Below are 21,161 nucleotides of genomic sequence, written 5' to 3' on the forward strand. Positions count from 1 at the left end.
CGTAACGTGGTTTTTCATCCAGATCGGCTTTCATTCGGCATTGTCCTGCCGGCGCAGAAAAGAACCCTTACCGACGTGCGGTTCGATGATCAGCTCGGTGTTGCCGTTCAAGCGGACGTATTGGGTTTCGATGCCTTGTGGGTGAGGGACGTTCCCCTCAACAGCGAAAGCTATCCCGATCCGATCGGTCACGCCGATCCATGGGTTTTCCTCGGGGCGCTGGCGGCCTCCACATCCAGGATCGCCCTGGCAACGGGCGCGATCGTGCTGCCTCTGCGCCATCCGCTCCATATCGCCAAGGCCGCCCTTTCGATGGCATCCCTCTCGAAAGGACGATTCATCCTCGGTCTCGGCTCCGGAGACAGGCCGACCGAATACAGCGTGTTCGGAAAAGATATCGAAAACCGCAAGACGCTCTTCCAATCGCATTGGGAGCGTCTCGCCGCCGCTCTCAGCCCGGATCAGCAGATAATCGACGACGACGGTCGCCCGCGGGAAGAATTCGCCATAAGGCCCCACCTGCAGCAAGCGTCCGTTCCGATGGTGGCTGTGGGCTCATCGTCGCAATCCCTCGAATGGATCGCCAGGCATGCAACGGCCTGGATGACCTACTACCGCCCGCTATCGGTTCAGAAAGACCGGCTGGGGCTCTGGCATAATGCTCAGACAAAAGTCGCTACCGATTTCCGCGGCTTCGGCCAATCGATGGTTTTGGATCTGCTCGACAAATCCGACGCGCCGTATGAGGAGGTCAATCTCGGCGGCAGAACCGGCAGGCGGGGCCTGATCGAGACGCTATCGGCAATGCGCGAAGCCGGCATTCATCACGTCGCCTTCAACCTCATCGCACAGGGCAGGCCGCCCGGCGATGTCATGGAGGAGCTTGCTGCGGATATCCTGCCGGCCATGCGCTAGGGTCAGCGAATTGCTCTTGATGGTAGTGCCGAAGATAGGTGGCAATGGAAATCATGTCTATCGGATGCTGGCTTTCGCGGCCGCTGGTACCTATCTTTCCGAAGAAACCAAAAAGGGCCGCCTTTGCTTCTTGAAATTTCGATCGTTGTCGTTCTCACCCTCCTCAACGGCGTGCTTGCCATGTCGGAACTGGCGATCGTATCGTCACGGCCCGCCCGACTTAAGGTCCTTTCGGATCAAGGCAGCCGCGGCGCCGCAATGGCAATAAGGCTTTCCGAAGAGCCGGGCCGCTTTCTGTCCACGGTACAGATCGGCATTACGCTCGTCGGTGTCCTGTCCGGCGCCTTTTCGGGCGCCACCCTGGGCGCCCGGCTGTCGGGATGGCTTGCCGCGCAGGGCCTATCGACCGCGGTTGCCGATACCATCGGCGTCGGTTCCGTTGTCGTCGCCATCACCTACCTATCACTGATCATCGGAGAACTGGTGCCCAAGCAGGTGGCACTTCGGGCGCCTGAAGCCGTTGCCAGCAAGGTTGCCCCGGCCATGGTGTTCCTTTCTCGTGCGGCAGCACCGCTCGTCTGGCTTCTCGACATGTCGGGGAGGCTGGTCCTTCGCGCGCTCGGTCAGTCCGGCAAAGCCGCGGACGGCGTCAGCGACGAAGAAATCAAGACGGTTCTGGCCGAAGCGCAGAGCGCCGGCGTCATCGCGACGGAAGAACAGGCGATGATCTCGGGCGTCATGCGATTGGCCGACCGAACTGCCAGGGCGCTGATGACGCCGCGCCGCGATGTAGAGGTCATCGATATAGAAGACAGTTTCGATGAGATCCGCGAGCAGCTTCGCCGCACTGAAAAGGCGCGGCTGCCGTTGCGAAAGGACAGTTCCGACGAGATCGTCGGCGTTTTGACGACGCGTGACTTCTTCGATGCGCTGGCCTCCGGTGGCGCTGCCGATATTCCGGCGTTGGCAAAGCAGGTGCCGATCGTCTCGGATCTTTCCGGCGCGCTTGACGTTGTCAAGGCGCTGCGCGGCTCATCGTCGCACATGGTACTGGTCTACGACGAATATGGCCACTTCGAAGGCGTCATTACCTCGCGCGATATTCTCGAAGCCATTCTCGGAGCAGTGCGGGAAGAAGCCGATGCCGGCGGCGAACAGGCCATCGTCCGCCGTCATGATGGCAGCTATCTCGTGTCCGGATGGATGCCCATCGATGAATTCGCCGATTTCATGGATTTCAAGATCGAGGGCGATCGCGACTATCAGACCGTCGCAGGCTTCGTGCTGCAGGAACTGCGCCATCTTCCAGACGTTGGCGAAAGCTTCGCAAAAGACGGATGGCATTTCGAGGTGGTGGACCTCGACGGTCGCCGGATCGACAAGCTTCTGGTGAGTGCAGACAGCGTTGATCGGTAAGCCGATTATTGAAGCTTTATAGATGCTTTGCGCATGGACTGTCGATATCCGGCGGCAGGAAGTTCAGTTCCATAATGTATGTTATCTGTCATCAATCACAGATTGTCCAAGCAATAATTCACAACCGCTGACGATGTCGATATGCGGCAAAGTCCCGGCAGATCAGTTGACGTCGTGAAGCAATGTCGCAACGGGTTTCTGCGATGGCGCGGGAGCTTCATGTCGGGCTGAAATCGCGGATGTGAGAACAGCGATGATTGCTACGGCTATATAAGTGCTCGTCCCTTTCGGCTTGCGGTCAGATACGCAGTGCCTTGTCGATTCAAGCGGTCGTGAATGTTCAGACATCTTGGTCCTTTGTTTTGGAAGGCAGGAATTTAGGTGATCAGCGCTGCCTAATGAACCACCAGAATCGCGTGCCTCCCTTGCAAAAGGCGAATACCAAGTGTCCGAACACGCCTTGAAGTCATCCAGCGGATTTGAATGGCCGCGGCTCGTCCATGGCTGAGCATTGAGGGACAAGGCGAGCCCGACCCTGGGTCTTGGCCCGATACATGGCCTTATCGGCCTCCTCGTAGAGCGAGGCCGGCGTCGTTCCCGGCACTGCCCAAGCGATACCGACGGACGCGCCGAGGATGATTCCGTCACGAGCGTCCCACAGCATTTCCTGCGCAATACGGCTGGCAGCATGCTCAACATCCCCCACGGAGGCTCCGGTATAGATTACGGCGAACTCGTCGCCTCCGATTCTTGCCACCAGATCGGCGTGCTCGGCTGCGCCGGTCAGACGCCTTGCTGCCTCTACCAGGCAAGTATCTCCCATTCGGTGGCCCAGAGTATCGTTGACGCGCTTAAACCCATCGAGATCTATCAGCAGAAGAGCTGTGTTGGTGGCCGATCCCAATCCGCAAAGCATGTCGAGGCGTTCATGAAACCTGAACCTGTTAGGCAGTCCGGTCAGGTGATCAAAGTCTGCCCGGCGGCGAATCTCGTGCAGCATCATGACTTCTGCCGTGACGTCCTGCTTCAGGCCAAAGATGCGGACGGGAATGTCATCCTCGCATTCGACCGTCGCCGTGATCCTGATCCAGCGTCGATTGCCTTTGCAGGTGACGATCTCGGCATCGAGTGAGAAGCTGCCGCGCTGTTCGATGGCTGCATTTCGAAGCCGCGCAAGCTCCCTGGCTGCATCCGGCGAATAGAGCGCGACGATGTCATCGCGGACCAGGGGTGTTCCCGGTTGAAGATCGAACAGTTCGTAGACCATGTCCGTCCAGGAGAGCCGTTCATCCGGAAGGCTGCACTCCCACACTCCGATCCTGGCGGCCTTGGAACAGCGGTCGAAAACCTTTTTCAGATGGTGCACATCGTATGACGGATCGAGGCGATCGATGCCTGGTACATCGGGGTGGCTCCGCACTCTTCTCATCAGGGACGACAGCAGGCTCATATTCCCCGTTCCAGTCGTTGGCTTCCATAGGCTGCCACGGATTTGTTGACGCGCGGTTTATCGTAACGGGGGATGGACACGAATCCTAGTGGCTGGATCCAGCCTCCCCTCTCCTCTGTCTGGCAGATCCCTACAAATCCCTGCGGCGCCTTTCCGAGGCAGGCGCGCTGCCGTATGGCTGAGACATCACCAAGATGGCGAGACGTATCGGCCTCAGTGCCCATCCCGCGCTATCGCGTCCTTCGGGATCGTGTCGACCAGATTCTTCCGATGGAAAATGAAGAGCCCGGCGAGCACGATGACGACAGATCCAATGATGATCTGAGCATCCGGAATATCGCCGAAGAAAACAAAGCCCAGTATGATCGCCCAAAGGAGAAGACTGTACTGCAGCGGGGCCAGCAGCGAAGCCGGAGCAAGCTTCAACGATCGTGTAATCATCAAGTGTGCGCTGCCGGCAACGACTCCGAGCGCCAGCATGGCGCCGAAATCGAGTGCCGATGCCGCGCGCCAATTGCCGATGCTGAGCGTCAGACCGGCCGCAAGGGCGCCAACCGTCTGCCAGGCGACGAGCGTGGCATCGCTCGTCTGCCGCAGTCGCCGCCCGAGCACAAGCGTCATCGCGAATGCGAGACTGCCGCCGAGGCCGAAAAGCGATGGCCAGGAAAACATGGCCGCCGAAGGTCTGAGGGCAATCAATACCCCGAGGAAGCCGGCGAAAACGGCCAGCCAGCGCCGCCAGCCGATCTTCTCATCCAGGAAGAAATGCGAGATGGCGGCGACATAGATGGGGCCGGCCATATAGAAAGTCATGACATCGGCAAGCGGCAGATAGGCGACGGCGGCGTAGAAAAGACCGACATCGAGCGTTGTCATAGCCACCCGCAAGAGCTGCAGCGGCGGTTGCTCGAGGCGAAAGAGCGCGTCGCCACCCTGCCGTGCAATCATGGGTGCCAGGACGATAAACGAGCCGAGCGAGCGGATGACCAGAATCTGCCCGACGGAGAAACTCGCAACCAACCACTTGCCCATGGCATCGTTCAGCGAAAACATGAAATCGCCGACGAGCATCAGAAGCATGCCGGCAAGCACGAGATTGCCATTCGCCGCAGCCTTGCGAACGTTCATGTCTTTCATCCTTGCGAATCCTGTATTTCCTCCGCCTCGGCTTTAGCGGCTTTCGTCCCTGCTCCGCAAGGCAACCGACACACGTCAAGCTGAATAAGATCGGCATCCGGCGCGGCAGCAAGAACGAAATTCTAGCTACATCATCAAGCGCCAAGCTATGGCGCTTGCTTGGCATTGTGATTTTCTCCCACCATGCAGCGCGACGCCTCCCAATCCGCCCCTCTTGAGCGCCGATCCGGACGGCTTCGATCGGGCAATGTTTCACCGCCGCATGAATGCTCAGCTGACGAGATTCTTCTGGTTAAAGCTTCGATAAATATGCCTTTACGCTTTCGTTTATGACGGCCAAAATGGCCATCCGTTTTCATGGTTACATAACTGCTTGCCTCTATTGTCCGTTCACCACGTGAGAGAACATTGATGACACAGCGGCCGGGTAGATCGTCGAAGTCGGCGAATACAGATGCGAACGATGATGACCGGCATGTCCGTGAGCTGCTTGAATTGCTCCAGGCTCAGCATCTATCGCTCACCGAGCGTTACGAATGGCTCGAAGCGATGATCAATTACGTGCCCGACTATATCTACGCCAAGGATAGAGACGGCCGTTTCCTTTTTGCCAATCAGGCCATCGTTCTCAACAATGGCTTTACACATGTCACTGAACTGATCGGCCTCACGGACGCCGAAATTCATCCGATGGCCGACGCGCATAAGATCGAGGAAGTCGAGCGTCAGGTCATGGAAACGGGCGAAGCCGATCTCGGCGTGGAAGAGCGGCGCCTCAAGGGCGAAGGCTGGCTGATGATGTCGCGCGTGCCGTTGCGGGACAGAAACGGCAACATCATCGGTGTCGTCGGAGCCTCACGCGATATCTCCGCTCGCAAACGCGCCGAAGAACTGATGAGCGCACAAACGAAGCTCCTGCAGGATGTGGCGCGGGGCGTCGATCTTGACGAGCTTCTGAAGGATGCGCGATCCCTCCTCGAGCGGCTGCTCGACGGCCGGCAGATCGACTTTGTTCTCGACAGCAAGCAACCTGAATCCTTGGCCGGCGACATTCAGGAATTTCCGATCTTCTCGCGGGATGGCGGCAGACATGGGGCGCTGATAACGGAAACGATCGACGGCGACGAAGCCGGGCTCATGGAATTCCTCGCCGGCATAGCGCAGACGATTGGGATCGCTATCGATCGCCATCGGGACATCGCCCACATTGCCTATCTGGCCGAGCACGATGCCCTCACCGGCCTGCCCAATCGCATGCTGCTCGACCGCAAGCTCAGCGCTCTTCTGGAAAAAGCCTCGCGCAAGCAAAAGCCGCTGGCGGTTGCCTTTGTCGACCTGGATAACTTCAAGCTGGTGAACGATACACTCGGTCATGCAGCCGGAGACGAATTGCTGATGGCGGTCGCACAGCGCATATCGACCCAAGTCGGCCGCCGCGGCATCGTTGCGAGGATCGGCGGCGATGAATTCATCATCGTCCTGGAGGAATCCTCCGACACCGTATACGAGAGGCTCACCGCCATTCTCAAGGACATATCCAAGCCGCTGACGATCGACGGTGTCGAAATCCGCGTCGGCTGCAGCATCGGTGTGGCATGCGCCATGGAGCATGGCGAGACCGCCTCGGACCTGTTTGCAAGTGCCGATATGGCGCTCTATCGCGCCAAGGAAGCCGGACGCAATTCCATTCGATTGTTCACGCCGGCCATGGCGGAAGATGCCCGCAACAAGCTGATCCGCATCGAAGAGCTGCGGCGCGCAGTGGAGCGGGATGAATTCGTGCTGCATTACCAGCCGCAAAAGGAGATCCGCAGCGGCAGGGTGATCGGCGTCGAAGCGCTGGTGCGGTGGCAGCATCCTTCCGAGGGCTTCTTGCTTCCCGATGCTTTTATTCCGCTCGCCGAGGAAACGGGGCTCATCGTCCCGCTCGGTGAAATCGTTTTGCGCAAAGCCTGTCAGCAGGCCAGAGCATGGCGGGATCGCGGCCTGCCGGAGCTGCGTATCGGTGTGAACGTGTCGGCACGGCAATTTCTGGAGAGCTCGCTGACAAGCCAGGTTGCGTCGGCGCTGCAGGCGGCAGGCCTCGATCCGCAATGGCTCGAGCTTGAACTGACGGAGAGCCTGATCATGCGCGACGTCGAGGGAGCGATAGAGCGCATGCTTGAACTGAAGGCGCTGGGCGTCAGTCTCGCAATCGACGATTTCGGTACCGGATATTCAAGCCTGAGCACCCTCCGGCGTTTTCCGCTGTCCCGATTGAAGATCGACAGGTCGTTCATTGCCGATATTCCGGCCAAGCCCGGCGATATGGCAATTACCTCCGCCATCGTGTCGCTCGGCCGAACCCTCGAACTGGAAGTCGTGGCCGAAGGCGTGGAGACCGAAGAACAGGCCCGCTTCCTCGAAGGGGCCGGATGCGAGCTTCTCCAGGGCTATCTGTTTGCCCGGCCCCTTCCCTCTTCCGAGGTGGAAAGCCTGCTTGCCGGGATGATCGCCAAGGCCGAATAACGAAGCTGACGCTTGGCATTTACAGCATAGGGCTGCGCTTCAGGGTAACGTCACGATCTCGATCCAGTTGGCGCCAGCATTGACCGGATATCGACCGACCGGCGTGAGCACGCCGCTTGCCTGATCGATGGCATAGACCGACAGCCTGTCGGATTTCTCGCCGGAGGCGACAAGGAAGCGGCCCGATGGATCGATGCGAATGCCGCGCGGCTGCTGCTCGGTGGGGTAATTCGTGACATAGGTCAACTTCCCCTCGCCTGCGGCCACTTGGAAGAGCGCGATCCTGCTGGTGGTTCGCTCGGTCGTATAGAGGAACTGTCCGTTCGACGTGATACCGATATCGGCAGCCCATACCTTCGGCTTGCCGTCATCGGCCTGAACCGCAACCGGCGCGGTTGCGTTGAACGCTGCCGGGGCCGGCGGGGCAATGCCCGGAAAAAGCCCGGCATCATCAGGAACGGATTTCACGCTTTCGACCTCGCTCAACGTGCCTTTGGCCGTATCGAGAGCATAGTGGATAACGTGGCCCGTCAATTCGGTCAGAACGTAGACGGATTTGTTATCCGGCGAGACGATGATGTGGCGCGGACCGAAGCCCGGCTTTGTCGCGATCTCGGGCGGATCGTTCGCCTCCAGCATGCCGGTCTCCGGATTGAGCACGAATTGCAGCACGACATCGGAGCCGAGATTGGTTGCAAAGACATATCTGCCGGTACGGTCGCTTACGATGGAGTGCGCGTTGCGGCCGGTCAGGATCATCTGCCTGATACCATCGGTCACGAGCCCATCCCTGCCGATCGGCAGTACGGCGATCTTGTTGCCGCCATAAGACGCGGTGAACAGTAAACGGCCCGACGGGCCGGTGGAGACATAAGGCATGCTGTCGGGCAAGGCGGCGACGGCTTCCTGGCTGAGTTTGCCGGTGGCAGGATCGATCGCCAGCGTCAGCACGCGATATGGCTGCGAACGGATGACAGCATAGAGGTGTTTCTTATCGGCGCTGACGGTCATCGGCATGACCATCTTGCCCGCATCGAAGCTCGACACTCGCTTAAGCGACCCGGTTTTCGCGTCCATGCTGTAAGTGTCGATCGCTCCGGCCGTCGCTGCCGAAACGTAAACGAATGTCCTTGCAGAAGGGTTGCCGGCACTTGAAAGCATGGACGTCATTGCCAGCGCCGATGCGGTAAGTCCAAAGGATGTCTCCGTCACGCGTCTCCTCCCTCCAATACGGATCCTCGTTATCGCAAACCATCGCTCAAGTCCTGGCCACCGTCACTCCGCTGAGGCGACGATCTTTTCTAGCACAGCCATTTCCTCCGGCGTCAGATCCGTCAACGGTGGCCTGACCGGGCCGGGATCCTTGCCGACGATACGCAGGCCCGCCTTGATGATGGAGACGGCGTAACCCTTCTTACGGTTGCGCAGGGTTACGAGCGGGAAGAAGAAGCTCCGGAGAATATGGTCGACCGTTGCCTGATCTCCGACGCGCAGTGCGGCATAGAAGCGCTGCGCCAGAGCCGGAACGAAATTGAAGACCGCGGAAGAATAGGTCGTGACGCCGGCCGCGAAATAGGCTTGGGCGTAGACCTCATGTGTCGGCATGCCGCCGACGTAGACCAGACGATCCTTGAGGGTCGTGGTGATCTCAATCACCTTGTCGACATCGCCGATCCCATCCTTGTAGCCGATAAGGTTGGGGCATTCGTCGGCGAGCCGAGCCAAACTATCTGCGCTGAGCACCGCATTGTCGCGATTGTAGACGATGACACCGATGCCGACGGACTGGCAGACCGCCTTTACATGGGCGATCAGGCCTGCCTGCTCGGAAAGCATGAGATATGGCGGCAGAAGCAAGAGGCCGTCGGCGCCGGCCTTTTCCGCGGCCTTGGCGATTTCGACGGCAAGCGACGTTCCGTAACCCGCCCCCGAGATGATCGGCGTCTTGCCGGCCGACGCTTTGGCTGCGCGCACGACCTGCGGGATTTCCGAGGGGTTCAAGGAAAAGAACTCGCCCGTTCCGCCGGCTGCGAAGAGTGCTGCGGCGTCGAATCCAGCCAGCCATTCGATATGGCTGCGATACTTCGCCTCGTCGAATGTCAGGTTCTGATCGAAATGCGTGACCGGGAACGACAGCAGGCCGCTGCCAACCGCCTTTTTCAGCTCAATCGGGTTCATCGTGGAATCCTGTCTTCGTTCAACTGGCAACAAGGTTCAGGCCTGCTCGAGCGCCTGAACGAGCGCCGCGATATAGCCATAGCAAAAGGCGAAGGCGACGCCGGTCGGATCACGGCCGCTGATCGTCGGGACATGATCCGGCATCAGCATGTACCGATACCCGACCTCCTTATACACCTTGGCGGAGCGGACCATGTCCATGTCGCCCTCGTCGGGGAAGGTCTCCATGAAGGACAGCTTGCCGCCCCTGATATTGCGGAAATGGACGTTGAAGATTTTATCGCGGCTGCCGAACCAGCGGATGATATCGTCGATCTCCTCGCGCGGATTGTCGAGCATCTCGCCGATCGATCCCTGGCAGAAGTTCAGCCCGTGATAGGGGCTTTCGCGCATGAGGACAAATTTCTTCAAACCCTCCACTGAGCCGAGTACGCGCGTGACGCCGCGATAGCCCGGTGGCGTGTAAGGATCATGGGGATGGCAGGCAAGACGGACGCGATTACCTTCCGCTACGGGGATAACCCGCTCAAGGAAATAATCGATGCGCTCCCAGTTTTCGTCTTCCGACAAAACCCCCGCAAGACCTGGCGCCGCGTCATGATCCGCCTTGTCCCAGCGGAAGCTCGCATTCATCGAGCCCCCACGCCCCCGTTCTTCCGGTGTGCGCGGAATACCGATGAGATTTAAATTGTATTTTACTGCCGGAATGCCGGCCGTGGCCACATCCTCGATCAGCTTGCAGACCGCGTCTATCTGGCGATCGCGATCAGGCCCGGCGAGAAGGATATCGGGATAGGACGCTTTTTCGATCGGCTGCGACGGCAACGGAAGCTGGATCATGTCCAGAATCAATCCGAAGCTTTCTATCTTGTCGCGATGACGTTCCAGGTCGGACAGCGTCCAGCTCACTGGCTTTCCCGGCGGATCGGCGCAAATGTGCTTCACCCCTAATTGCGCAAACACCCGATAGTCATCGTCGTCCCGCGCGTCGACCTGCGTTCCTACATACACCCGCAATGTCTCCGTTTGATCTCACACAATATCATATGACATAATATGAGTTATATATGGAGTCGAGCCCTATTCCTGTTGCTGATCGGCGAGGAAGCGATAGCGGCGTTGACTGGCCATCATATGCGACCGCATCGCCTGGCGCGCGCGTTCGGGATCCTGATCCGCAATAGCCGCCAGAATCTCGACATGTTCGGCATGAACTTTCTCGAGATAAGCGCGATCATTGGCTTCCGGCAGCGTCGGAAACTGGCCCCTCGGGATCGTGCGGGCACCGAAATGCATGAGAACATCCACATAGAATCGATTGTTCGTGGCGGCGGCTATGGCCATATGAAATTCATAATCCGCCTCGACCGTCGGCAGCCCTTGGTCGATCAGCATTGCCATCTTGCGATTGGCCGCAGCGATCGCCGCTTCCTGCGCGGCAGTTCTTCGATAAGCGGCAATCGCCGCCGCCTCCCCCTCTGCCGCCATGCGAAACTCCAGCAATTCAAGGGTTTCCGGGATGCTTTTGATTTCCACTGGCGTCAGCGCCAATCCGCCGCGCGCCGTCTGTTCCGCAACGAAGACACCCTTGCCTTGAACCGGCTTGACGAGCCCGGCGGCACGCAGATCGGCAATCGCTTCGCGCACGACGGTACGGCTGACACCAAACGCCGCCTCCAACTGTGGTTCCGTCGGCAATTGATCCCCCACCTTCAATTTGCCCGTTTCGATCTGCGCTCGCAGTTGATCGATCACCTGTTGCGCCAGCCTTTGTCGACCCCGGCCCATCGCCGTCATTCTTAGATCCCCAATCCGGTTGCCGCCAACTGATCCGACCGGTCAGCCAAGCCTCTGATCTTCGATAATCATAATACGACATATAGATGTCATAATACGTATCTAGAATAATCTAAAGAGGAATTAGAATGAAGAACTTTTCGAAGCCCGCATTCGCCGGGATTGCGATAGGGAAGCGAGTTTCCTTTGACTCCGGTCGCCTTAGATCTCCCAATCTGAAGCATAACCTCTCCCCCGGAGACGCGACGCGAGTTCCAGCTTGACCTCGACCGTCTTTCGCAGCCTTGCGGCAAGCGCGCCGGACAGGTTGTCACCATCGATCCAGTCTCTCTCCGTCGCATAAACGACGTAGGGATTGATCACGCATTTGAAATCGAGCATCAGCGACATCGCCAGATTTCCGTAAGCCATGTAGCTGTGAGGAAGCCCGCCGGAGCAGACGAACGTGACGATCTGGTCGAACCAGGCGGATTTTCGACCGCCCGCACCTGTCGCGCCGGTAAGTTCGATCAGGCTCTTGGCAGCGCTGCCGACCGACCAATTGTAAATGGGTACGGCCAGCAGCACGCCATCCGTATCGCGAATTGCGCGATAAAGCCTGTCGTATGAAGGATGCCCATAGCAGTTCAAATTGTCGAATACCGGCAACTCGATGTCCCGAAGATCGATAAATTCGACCTCGGACCGCCTCTCCCGCAACAGCTTCTCCGCTTGACGAGCGATCCGGCGGCTGCGGCTTTCCGGATCCATGCTGCAGGACAGGATGGTGATTTTCGATGGATGCATCTCTGTCTCACTCCGTCGCCAACGATATCACCTGGAGCTGCGCTGCATCGCAAGATTAGGCGGATTCTCCCCGCCTACAACCAACTTTTTTGCGCAATCGCTATAGCCCACGCAGGCTGCTTACGGATGCGGCTTCGGAGGCGTCATCCTATCTATCGCCGTTTCGGAGCCTTCTCGCGGTCTCGGATGGCATTTCTCCAAAGGCGCGATGATAGAGCGCCGCAAAACGGCCCAAATGGGAAAATCCCCAATCGCGCGCGATCCCGGCGACAGGCCGTGCCGATCCGCAGTCCAGCAGCGCTCTGCGAACGCCCTGCAGACGGATCATCCTCAGATAGTCGAGGGGTGTCATGTTCTTGAACTGCTGAAAGGCAGCCTGAACCGACCGCACGCTCGTTCCTGCCTCACGCGCGATTTCGGCGATCCGGATATCGGCGCCGACATTGGCATGCATATATTCGATCGCGCGCTTCAACTGTTTCGGCATCGCCGGCGAAACCGGCCTGCGCAATTGCGCCGAATAGTTATGCGGCACCACCTCCAGCAGCGCGATCATCATCGCCTGCAACAGACATTCGCTGAACACCGGGGAAGAGCGGTCCGCATCATCGACCGTCAGATCATGCCAGATCAAATTTCCGAGCGCCGCAATCTGCGCGCCTCTTTGCGTCGTGAGATCGACGGTGCCGCCCATTTCCAGGTCGTCGAGAACGGGGCCGTCCAGCAATTCGCTTAGCTGACGGATCATTGCCGATTTTTCGAAGGCCATGCCCATATGGCCGCGCCGCTCTTCCAGTGTCAGCTTTTCAAACGACGACATATCTGCAAGCAGGCCCTTGCCTGCTTCCGACAGCAGCTGTCGCCCTCCTGCATCGATCAGCATTTTGCCCATGGTTGGGAGATAAAAACCATAGGCATCAGGACCTCCCGAAAGCATCACGCTCATTCCGGAGTGGCATTTGCCGTTCCATACGCTACTGGAGCCGACCGTATAATGCCGGTCCTCCACCGAAATCGAAGCGCCTCGTTGAAGTGGCTCGACAACGGCAGGAAACAGGGTCCTCGCATAATGCGCCGTCATCTCTTCGGCATCGGCGTTATCAATTTTGAATACCGATTGAGTAACGTACGTCAAAAATTTCCCTCAAATGCGTACGATGAGAGGCATTCCCTTGGAATTTCTCAAAGCGTGCGGCAGCGGCCCGTTATTCATATTATCCGCAAATAATTTTAGACGAGATATGAACCGAACGCACTACCCAAGAAACATTAGTCCGAATTAAAGGCATACAACCGCGGTTAGTACTTTGAACGTTTGGCGGGAACGATCGTCATTTCATAAGATGATTGCGATATCTCGTTTCTTTATTTCACATATAAAAGAAATCACTTATGCGGTGCGGAGTTTAATTCTTTCAATGTTAAAGGAACGCCTCGGTAACGAGGTCAGGAACAGGAGGCCTTGACGGAATGTTATCGATAACATAGCCTCCCTTCATCGACGCTTTGGGAGGAGCAGGATGGACAACGGAAAGCTGCTCGAATTTTCCGATATCACCAAGGAATTTGGCGGAACGCGCGCGCTGTCGAACGTATCTCTCGACCTGCAGCGGGGCGAAATTCTCGCGCTTCTAGGAGAGAATGGCGCGGGCAAATCGACGCTCATCAAGACATTGGCTGGCATCTACAAGCCGGATGGCGGGCAGATCCTGTTTCGCGGCAAGCCCTATCATCATCGCCCACCCCAACCCAACCAGCGCCAGCCCGTCGCCTTCATCCATCAGGATCTCGGACTGATCGAATGGATGACGGTGGGCGAAAATGTCGGTCTCGCCCAGGGCTATTCTCTGCGCGGCCGCTTGATCGACTGGCGGGCGACCGAGCGGCGCACCGCGGAAGCGCTAAAACTCGTCGGCTGCGATTTCGATCCGTCGACCCGCGTCCAGGAGCTGACGCGCACCGAGAAATCGCTTGTGGCAATCGCCCGCGCACTCGCTGTCGAAGCCGACGTGCTGGTGCTTGACGAACCCACGGCCAGCCTGCCCGCCGATGAGGTCGAGAAGCTCTTTGCCGCCATCCGCCCGCTGAAAGAGCGCGGCGTGGCGATGATCTATGTCTCGCATCGTCTCGACGAGATCTTCCGTATTGCCGACCGGGTTGCCGTGCTGCGCGATGGTCAGCTGGTGGGCCAGAAGCCAGTCTCCGAGACGACGCCGGATGAACTCATCCGCATGATCGTCGGGCGCAAGGCGGACCAACTGTTCGTCAAGGCAGAAAGAAGCGCTGGGGCCGCCATCGTTTCCGTAAAAGAGCTCACCTGCCGCGGCGCAGGTCCTGTATCCTTCGATATCCGACAGGGCGAATTGCTCGGTCTCGTCGGCCTGCGCGGCGCCGGTCAGGAATTGATCGGACGCGCGCTGTTCGGTTGCGAACCATCGCAGGGCAGCGTTCGCTTGAATGGGACGGCACCCGATCTTTCCAGCACCGTCGCCGCGATGGCTTCGGGTATCGGGCTAATCGCCAGGGATCGGACGGAAGAGTCCGTCGCCATGTCGCTCAGCCTGCGCGAAAACACGTTCCTCAATCCGGGCGCTTCGGGGCGCAGTTTGTGTTCGTTCCTGTCCCCGCGCCGCGAAGCCGAAGCCGCCTATTCTCTCGGTAGCCGTGTCGGCCTCAGGCCTAACGATCAGAGCCTTGCCATCGAAGCCCTATCCGGCGGCAATCAGCAGAAGGTGGTCGTAGGACGGTGGCTGGCCACCGGACGCAAATTGCTGATCGCCGAGGATCCGACCGCAGGCGTCGACGTCGGCGCCAAGGCCGACATCTATCGGCTGATCGCCGAGGCCGTCGAGGCCGGCCTTGCCGTTCTTGTCGTCTCCACCGATTTCGAGGAAATCGCTCATATCTGCCATCGTGCCCTGGTGTTTTCGCGCGGGAGGATCGTGCGCGAACTCAGCGGTGCCGACCTTACAACGCCGGCGGTCATCGCCGCCGCATCTGCATCCGAAGCGGCCTGAACCGGAGGAGAACACCATGCAATCGATCGAATCCAACGCGCTCGAGCCGACCCGCGCCGAGCTTTCGGCCATGAGCCTCGGCCAGAAGATCCAGCGCCTGCTGCCCGTCTATGGCCTCGTCATCCTGACGATCTTCCTGATCCTGCTCTTCTCCATTCTGCTGCCGCAGACATTCCCGACGATGCTCAACCTGCGTTCGATCATTTCGGACAAGACCATCATCGCCATCCTGTCGCTGGCGGCAATGATCCCGATGGCGGCGGGCCGCATCGATCTGACCATCGGCTACGGCATCGTCCTCTGGCATGTGCTGGCGATCAGCCTTCAGACGATGTTCGGGCTGCCTTGGCCGGTTGCCGTCCTGATCGTCATCGCACTTGGCGCACTGACCGGCTTCCTGAATGGCCTGCTGGTAGAGATCGCCAAGATCGACAGCTTCATCGCCACGCTCGGCACCGGCACGGTCCTTTACGCCATCGCGCTCTGGCATACGGGCGGCCGGCAGGTTGTGGGCATGCTGCCGCAAGGGTTTTATGCGCTGAACGGCACCATGGTCTTTGGCCTGCCGATCACCGGCATCTATGTCCTGGCACTTGCCTTCGTCATGTGGATCGTCCTCGAGTACCTGCCGATCGGCCGCTACATCTATGCGATCGGCGCCAACCCGAAGGCGGCCGCGCTCAACGGCATTCCCGTCCGCCGCTTCGTCATCGGCGCCTTCGTCACCTCGGGAACGCTTGCAGCCATCGCCGGTGTTCTGCTTGCCTCCAAGCTGCGCATCGGCCAAGCGAGCGTCGGGCTTGAATATCTGCTGCCTGCATTGGTCGGCGCATTCCTCGGATCAACCACCATCAAGCCCGGTCGCGTCAACGTCTGGGGCACGATGATCGGCGTCATCATTCTGGCAGTCGGCATTGCCGGCATCCAGCAATTCGGTGGCTCCTTCTATGTCGAGCCCCTGTTCAACGGCGTCACCCTGCTCGTCGCGATCGGCATTGCCGGTTACGCCCAGCGCCGCCGCAGCCATGCAGGGCGCATGGCCCCGGCTCAGGCGCCGCAACTTTCCGCCAAGCCGGCGGAGAAATGAAGATCATCTGAAGTTCGAATGTCCAAAGGGAGGAGAAGACATGAACCGTAGACAATTCCTGCAGGCGACGACAGCGATGCTGGTGCTATGCGCCAGCCAGGCCTATGCCGATCCGCTGGCGGATGCGAAGGCCGTCGTCGACAAATACGCAACCCCGGTCACCAAATGGGACGGCCCCACGACAGGTCCGAAGGCACAGGCCGGCAAGACGATCGTCGTGCTCGCGGGCGATCTCAAGAATGGCGGTATTCTCGGCGTCAGCAACGGTGTCGAGGAAGCGGCGAAGGCGATCGGCTGGGAAGTGAAGGTTCTGGATGGTGCGGGTTCCATCGGCGGGCGAACGGCCGCCTTCGGTCAGGCGATAGCGCTGCAGCCCGCCGGCATCATCATCGATGGCTTCGATGCCGTCGAACAGGCTCCGGCACTAGAACAGGCAAAGGCCGCGAAGATCCCTCTGGTCGCCTGGCATGCCGGCCCGACCATCGGCCCCGACGACAAGAATGGCCTCTTTGCCAATGTCAGCACTGACGCCATGGAAGTCTCGAAGGCGGCCGCCGATTGGGCCTTCGTCGATGCCAAAGGCAAGCCGGGCGTCATCATCTTCACCGACTCCACCTATGCGATCGCCATCGCCAAAGCGGACAGGATGAAGCAGGAGATCGAGCGGCTGGGCGGCAAGGTGCTCGAATATGTCGATACGCCGATTGCCGAGACATCGCAGCGCATGCCGCAGCTCACGACATCCCTCCTTCAGAAATACGGTGACAGCTGGACGCATTCGCTTGCGATCAACGACCTCTATTTCGATTTCATGGGTCCATCGCTCGCCTCCGCCGGCAAGAGCGGCACCGATGCGCCGATCAATGTCGCTGCCGGTGACGGTTCGCAATCGGCCTATGAGCGCATCCGCGCCGGTCAATTCCAGAAGGTCACGGTTGCCGAACCTCTTAATCTCCAGGGCTGGCAATTGGTCGATGAACTCAATCGTGCCTTCGCCGGCGAAAAATGGTCCGGCTATCTCTCGCCGCTGCATGTCGTGACGGCAGACAATATCCAGTCCGATGGTGGCCCGAAGAACACCTTCGATCCGGATAACGGCTACAAGGACCAATACAAGAAAATCTGGGGTAAGTGATCCCGGCCAAAAGATGTGGCGCGGTCTACGGCCGCGCCATGTCATTCAGAAAAAGGCTAATTTCTATCGGCTGCTGTCGCGCGCAATCAGTTCGGGTGAGATCCTGACATCAGCGCCTTGATTGCCATCAAGAATATCGAGGATCAACGCTGCCGTCCGCTCGCCGATTTCACGTGCGAAGGCGTTGATCGTCGTCAAGGTCGGCACGCAGACCTCGCCGATTTCATAATTGCCGAAACCGCCGATGGAAAAGCGCTCAGGCACCGGAATCCCGAGCCGCCGGCATTCGGTCAGCGCACCATAGGCGGCAAGATCCGAGACACAGACGACCGCTTCCGTATCGGGATAGAGCTCGATCAGCTTCGCCATGGCATTGGCGCCTTCCCGCATAGAGATCGGCGGCGATCCGGCTGCGATCAGCCTCGTGGCGTCGAGCCCATGCGCCTGCATGGCAGCAATGAAGCCGAGTCTGCGTTCGCTGCCGCGCGAATCCCGCTGGACATCACCACCGATGAAGGCGATGCGGCGACAGCCGAGCGCGACGAAATGATCGACCATATCGCGCATGACGGCCCTATTGGAAAAGCCGACATAGTGGCCGATCGGATCGGTCGGGATATCCCAGGTCTCGATCACGGGGATCGCAATAGTCTGCAGAAGTTTGCGCGCCCGCTGCGTATGTGTGCCGCCGGTCACGACGATCGCCTGCGGCTTGCGGCGCAGCAGCTGCTCGATCAGCCGCTCCTCCTCTTCGACATCGTAGTTCGTATAACCAAGCAGGATCTGCATGTCGCGCTTGGACAAGGTGTCCGAGAGGCCGCCGACCGTATCTGCGAAGTTGGCATTGTTGATGGAAGGAATGGTAACGGCGACGAAGCCGGACTTTTGCGAACGCAGGTTGGACGCTGTGCTGTCGAAGACATAGCCCAGCTCCTCCGCCGTTTTCAGGATCGCCTCGCGCGTCTCCGGACTAACCAGGCTATCGGCCTTGAAGGCACGCGACACGGTCATGGGAGAAACTCCCATGACGCGGGCTATGTCTGCCATGGTCGGCGTTTTGCGATCGTTACTCATCAATGGCCTATGTTATCGTTACCATCAGAGTAATATGCCTCTTCCCAGAATAGCAAGAGGCGCTTTCAGCTACCCCGCCATGCGCACACGTCACCACCGGTGCCGCGCATCGGAAAGCGTCCTGTGATGAGAGTCTAAAGCTCGAACTCATGGGCGAGCGTCACATGATGATGAATGCGTCCTTCGAAAAAGCGCGAGAGAACCGCTTCCGTCGCCGCACGTGCCTCGGTGCGTACCGGGCTTGCAAGAGCTTTCCCCACGGCAGCCATATCCGGATAGTTCACGGCCAAGATCATCGGGAACTCCGGAGCGCCTTCATCGCGCGCCTCGGCAAAGGTCACCCGCACGTCGAGAGCGCCGGGAAACTGCTTCCACTTCGGCAGGATGGTTTCCATGACGGCCGTTCGAAACGCCTCCGCCTCCCCTTCCCTGATCTTGCCTTCGAATAATGCGTATCGGGTAATCATCCGGCGATCTCCTTGTTCGGCCCCTTGAAGAATTCCATCAGTGCCGCCTGATCCTCGCCGCCAAGCCCGGAAGCCGTCAGCATGCGGTGTATCTCGGCACACACCGCCGTCAGTGGCATGGCGGTATTGGTCCTGCGCGCGAGATCCTGAGCACCGTTCAGATCCTTGACCATATTGTCGATGCGGCCGGTGCGGCGATAATCCTTGCTGACGTAGCGCGGCATATATTCCTGCAGGATGGCGCTGTCGGCCCGCCCGCCCTTCAGCGCCTGCGGGATTTTCGCGGCATCGACGCCGGCATCGAGCGCCAGTTGCGTCGCTTCGGCGACCGCGAGGAAATTCAACGCACAAAGTACCTGATTGATGAGCTTCGTCGTCTGGCCCGCACCGACGGGACCCATATGCGTGTAGTTCGAAGCCACATGGCGCAGGACTTGATGCGCATCCGCGACATCCCGCTCGCTGCCTCCGGCCATCAGCGTCAATTGTCCGATCAGGGCCTTCGGCGCTCCACCGGACAGCGGGCTGTCCACCCATCGCAATCCCTTTTCCGCAGCCTCTGCTGCAAGAGCCTTGGTTGCATCGGGATCGATCGACGACATATCGATGATCAGCGTGCCTGCTCTTGCACCTGCGGCAACGCCTTCGGGCCCGAATACCGCGGCATGGATGATCTTCGGCGAATTGAGGCTGAGGACGACGAAATCGGAAACGGCTGCCGCCGCGGCTGCGCTGGCGGCTGCCGTGGCGCCTTTTGCGGTCAGAGCCCCGACCTTATCCTTGTCGAGATCGAAAACCGTCAGCCGATTGCCGGTTTCCGCCAGGCGGGCGCCGATCGCGCCGCCCATTGCACCGGCGCCGATCAGCGCCACCTTGCTGCTCATGATTGATCCTCCTCCAATGCAATTAAGATGGCCGCCACGACTTGATCCAGCGGCTGATCGATATCGACCGTGATCGCCTGCTCGTCGGCGCCCGGCGGCTCGAGCGCGGCAAATTGACTGTCGAGCAAGGCCGACGGCATGAAGTGATCCTGCCTTGCCTGCATGCGTTTCAGGATGGTTTCCCTCGTTCCGGCGAGATGAATGAAGGAAACCGGCGCGGCGACGACCTCGCGGATCCGATCGCGATAAATGCGCTTCAGCGCCGAACATCCGATCAATGCCGTATCCTGCGTCAAAGCCAGGTATTGACCGACCTTGTCGAGCCAAGGCCAACGATCGGCGTCGGTCAACGGAATGCCGGCGCTCATCTTGGCGACATTGGCCGATGGATGAAGATCATCGCCATCGACATAGATGCCTCCAAGGCGCGTTGCGCTCGCCGAGCCAACCGACGACTTGCCGCAGCCGCTGACGCCCATGATGACGAAGCGGCGCGGCAAAGCGCCATCAGAGCGAAGCTGTGATGCCGCCGTCGACATAGAGCACATGACCATTGACGAAGGAGGACGCATCGGAAGCAAGGAAGATACAGGCGCCGACCAGTTCTTCGACGCGGCCCCAGCGGCCGGCAGGCGTGCGCTTTTCAAGCCATGCCGAGAAATCGGCGTCGGCAACGAGGGCCGCATTCAACGGCGTGTCGAAATAGCCGGGCGCGATGGCGTTGCATTGCAGCCCGTACTTCGCCCAATCCGTCGCCATGCCCTTCGTCAGATTGCCGACGGCGCCCTTGGTTGCGGTGTACGGCGCAATCGAGGGCCGCGCCAGCGCCGTCTGCACGCTCGCGATGTTGATGATCTTTCCGGCGCCGCGCTTGATCATATGACGGGCGACCGCCTGGCCGACATTGAAGACGCTGGAGATGTTGGTGCGCAGAAGCCGCTCGAAAGCGTCAGCGGGAAAATCCTCAAGCGGCGTGCGAAACTGCATGCCGGCATTGTTGACGAGGATATCGATCGCACCCGTCTCCGCTTCGAAGGCATCGATAGCCTGCCGCGCGGCCTCATGATCGGTGGCATCGAATGCCAGCTGATACACCTTGCCCTCGAAGTTTTCGGCCGCCTTGGCGAGCTTCTCCTTGTCGCGGCCGTTGAGAACCGGTTCGGCGCCTGCTGCCGCCAATCCTTTCGCCAGCGCAAGCCCGATGCCTTGGGAAGAGCCCGTGACCAGGGCACGCCGCCCTTTCAGATCGAAGAGGCTAAGAGACATCGTTTCCTCCGTTTTTTATCTCGACAATGATTGCCTTCCCCGTT

19 protein-coding genes are annotated in these 21,161 nt (G+C 59.3%); 6 read left to right on the top strand and 13 right to left on the bottom strand.

Going from position 1 to position 21,161, the window contains the following annotated elements; all coding sequences use genetic code 11:
• Positions 1-6: 6 nt before the first annotated feature.
• Both FHT84_RS03285 and FHT84_RS03290 read left to right on the top strand, forming a co-directional pair.
• Positions 7-915, top strand: coding sequence for a TIGR03571 family LLM class oxidoreductase (locus tag FHT84_RS03285; protein WP_210209437.1), 909 nt, complete (start codon positions 7-9; stop codon positions 913-915).
• 123 nt (positions 916-1,038) lie between these two features.
• The gene (locus FHT84_RS03290) at positions 1,039-2,331 is read left to right on the top strand and encodes a hemolysin family protein (RefSeq protein WP_112345052.1); all 1,293 of its coding nucleotides are present in this window, start codon (positions 1,039-1,041) and stop codon (positions 2,329-2,331) included.
• A 466-nt stretch (positions 2,332-2,797) separates the two neighbouring features.
• On the opposite strand, the gene FHT84_RS03295 is transcribed toward FHT84_RS03290, so the two are convergent.
• Complete coding sequence (locus tag FHT84_RS03295) at positions 2,798-3,781, bottom strand: GGDEF domain-containing protein (protein ID WP_245430478.1); 984 nt, start codon at positions 3,779-3,781, stop codon at positions 2,798-2,800.
• Positions 3,782-3,994: 213 nt separating this feature from the next.
• A complete protein-coding gene (locus FHT84_RS03300) occupies positions 3,995-4,909 on the bottom strand; it encodes a DMT family transporter (protein ID WP_113250293.1) in 915 nt (304 codons plus the stop codon).
• Between the two features lie 420 nt (positions 4,910-5,329).
• On the opposite strand from FHT84_RS03300, the gene FHT84_RS03305 reads away from it, so the two are divergent.
• The gene (locus FHT84_RS03305; RefSeq protein WP_113250251.1) at positions 5,330-7,426 is read left to right on the top strand and encodes a GGDEF and EAL domain-containing protein; all 2,097 of its coding nucleotides are present in this window, start codon (positions 5,330-5,332) and stop codon (positions 7,424-7,426) included.
• Positions 7,427-7,465: 39 nt separating this feature from the next.
• On the opposite strand, the gene FHT84_RS03310 is transcribed toward FHT84_RS03305, so the two are convergent.
• The 6 genes from FHT84_RS03310 to FHT84_RS03335 form a co-directional block, all read right to left on the bottom strand.
• Positions 7,466-8,638 (bottom strand): lactonase family protein, encoded by a 1,173-nt coding sequence (locus FHT84_RS03310; protein ID WP_183760840.1) that lies wholly within the window; start codon positions 8,636-8,638, stop codon positions 7,466-7,468.
• Between the two features lie 63 nt (positions 8,639-8,701).
• The gene (gene kdgD, locus FHT84_RS03315) at positions 8,702-9,604 is read right to left on the bottom strand and encodes a 5-dehydro-4-deoxyglucarate dehydratase (protein ID WP_113250253.1); all 903 of its coding nucleotides are present in this window, start codon (positions 9,602-9,604) and stop codon (positions 8,702-8,704) included.
• Between the two features lie 36 nt (positions 9,605-9,640).
• A complete protein-coding gene (locus FHT84_RS03320) occupies positions 9,641-10,615 on the bottom strand; it encodes a mannonate dehydratase (RefSeq protein ID WP_113250254.1) in 975 nt (324 codons plus the stop codon).
• A 69-nt stretch (positions 10,616-10,684) separates the two neighbouring features.
• Complete coding sequence (locus tag FHT84_RS03325; RefSeq protein ID WP_113250255.1) at positions 10,685-11,401, bottom strand: FadR/GntR family transcriptional regulator; 717 nt, start codon at positions 11,399-11,401, stop codon at positions 10,685-10,687.
• Positions 11,402-11,602: 201 nt separating this feature from the next.
• Positions 11,603-12,187 (bottom strand): NADPH-dependent FMN reductase, encoded by a 585-nt coding sequence (locus FHT84_RS03330; protein WP_113250256.1) that lies wholly within the window; start codon positions 12,185-12,187, stop codon positions 11,603-11,605.
• 148 nt (positions 12,188-12,335) lie between these two features.
• Complete coding sequence (locus FHT84_RS03335; protein WP_113250294.1) at positions 12,336-13,268, bottom strand: AraC family transcriptional regulator; 933 nt, start codon at positions 13,266-13,268, stop codon at positions 12,336-12,338.
• 439 nt (positions 13,269-13,707) lie between these two features.
• On the opposite strand from FHT84_RS03335, the gene FHT84_RS03340 reads away from it, so the two are divergent.
• From FHT84_RS03340 to FHT84_RS03350, 3 genes are read left to right on the top strand one after another with little or no spacing between them, the layout of a single operon-like run.
• Positions 13,708-15,204 (top strand): sugar ABC transporter ATP-binding protein, encoded by a 1,497-nt coding sequence (locus tag FHT84_RS03340; RefSeq protein WP_183760837.1) that lies wholly within the window; start codon positions 13,708-13,710, stop codon positions 15,202-15,204.
• 16 nt (positions 15,205-15,220) lie between these two features.
• Complete coding sequence (locus FHT84_RS03345) at positions 15,221-16,291, top strand: ABC transporter permease (RefSeq protein ID WP_113250258.1); 1,071 nt, start codon at positions 15,221-15,223, stop codon at positions 16,289-16,291.
• 40 nt (positions 16,292-16,331) lie between these two features.
• Entirely contained in the window at positions 16,332-17,426 is a 1,095-nt protein-coding gene (locus FHT84_RS03350) for a substrate-binding domain-containing protein (RefSeq protein WP_113250259.1), read from the top strand.
• 63 nt (positions 17,427-17,489) lie between these two features.
• On the opposite strand, the gene FHT84_RS03355 is transcribed toward FHT84_RS03350, so the two are convergent.
• The 5 genes from FHT84_RS03355 to FHT84_RS03375 all read right to left on the bottom strand — a co-directional run bounded on the left by FHT84_RS03355 (position 17,490) and on the right by FHT84_RS03375 (position 21,117).
• Entirely contained in the window at positions 17,490-18,500 is a 1,011-nt protein-coding gene (locus FHT84_RS03355) for a LacI family DNA-binding transcriptional regulator (protein WP_113250260.1), read from the bottom strand.
• Positions 18,501-18,634: 134 nt separating this feature from the next.
• The gene (locus FHT84_RS03360; protein ID WP_113250261.1) at positions 18,635-18,967 is read right to left on the bottom strand and encodes a hypothetical protein; all 333 of its coding nucleotides are present in this window, start codon (positions 18,965-18,967) and stop codon (positions 18,635-18,637) included.
• Complete coding sequence (locus FHT84_RS03365) at positions 18,964-19,851, bottom strand: NAD(P)-dependent oxidoreductase (protein ID WP_113250262.1); 888 nt, start codon at positions 19,849-19,851, stop codon at positions 18,964-18,966. Before FHT84_RS03365 ends, FHT84_RS03360 begins: the two co-directional genes overlap by 4 nt.
• Positions 19,848-20,390, bottom strand: coding sequence for a gluconokinase (locus FHT84_RS03370; RefSeq protein WP_113250263.1), 543 nt, complete (start codon positions 20,388-20,390; stop codon positions 19,848-19,850). Before FHT84_RS03370 ends, FHT84_RS03365 begins: the two co-directional genes overlap by 4 nt.
• Positions 20,359-21,117: an SDR family oxidoreductase gene (locus FHT84_RS03375; RefSeq protein WP_183760834.1), complete on the bottom strand. Its 759-nt coding sequence runs from the start codon at positions 21,115-21,117 to the stop codon at positions 20,359-20,361. Before FHT84_RS03375 ends, FHT84_RS03370 begins: the two co-directional genes overlap by 32 nt.
• Positions 21,118-21,161: the final 44 nt, after the last annotated feature.

Source organism: Rhizobium sp. BK289, assembly GCF_014193575.1.
GTDB classification, from domain to species: Bacteria; Pseudomonadota; Alphaproteobacteria; order Rhizobiales; family Rhizobiaceae; genus Rhizobium; species Rhizobium tropici_C.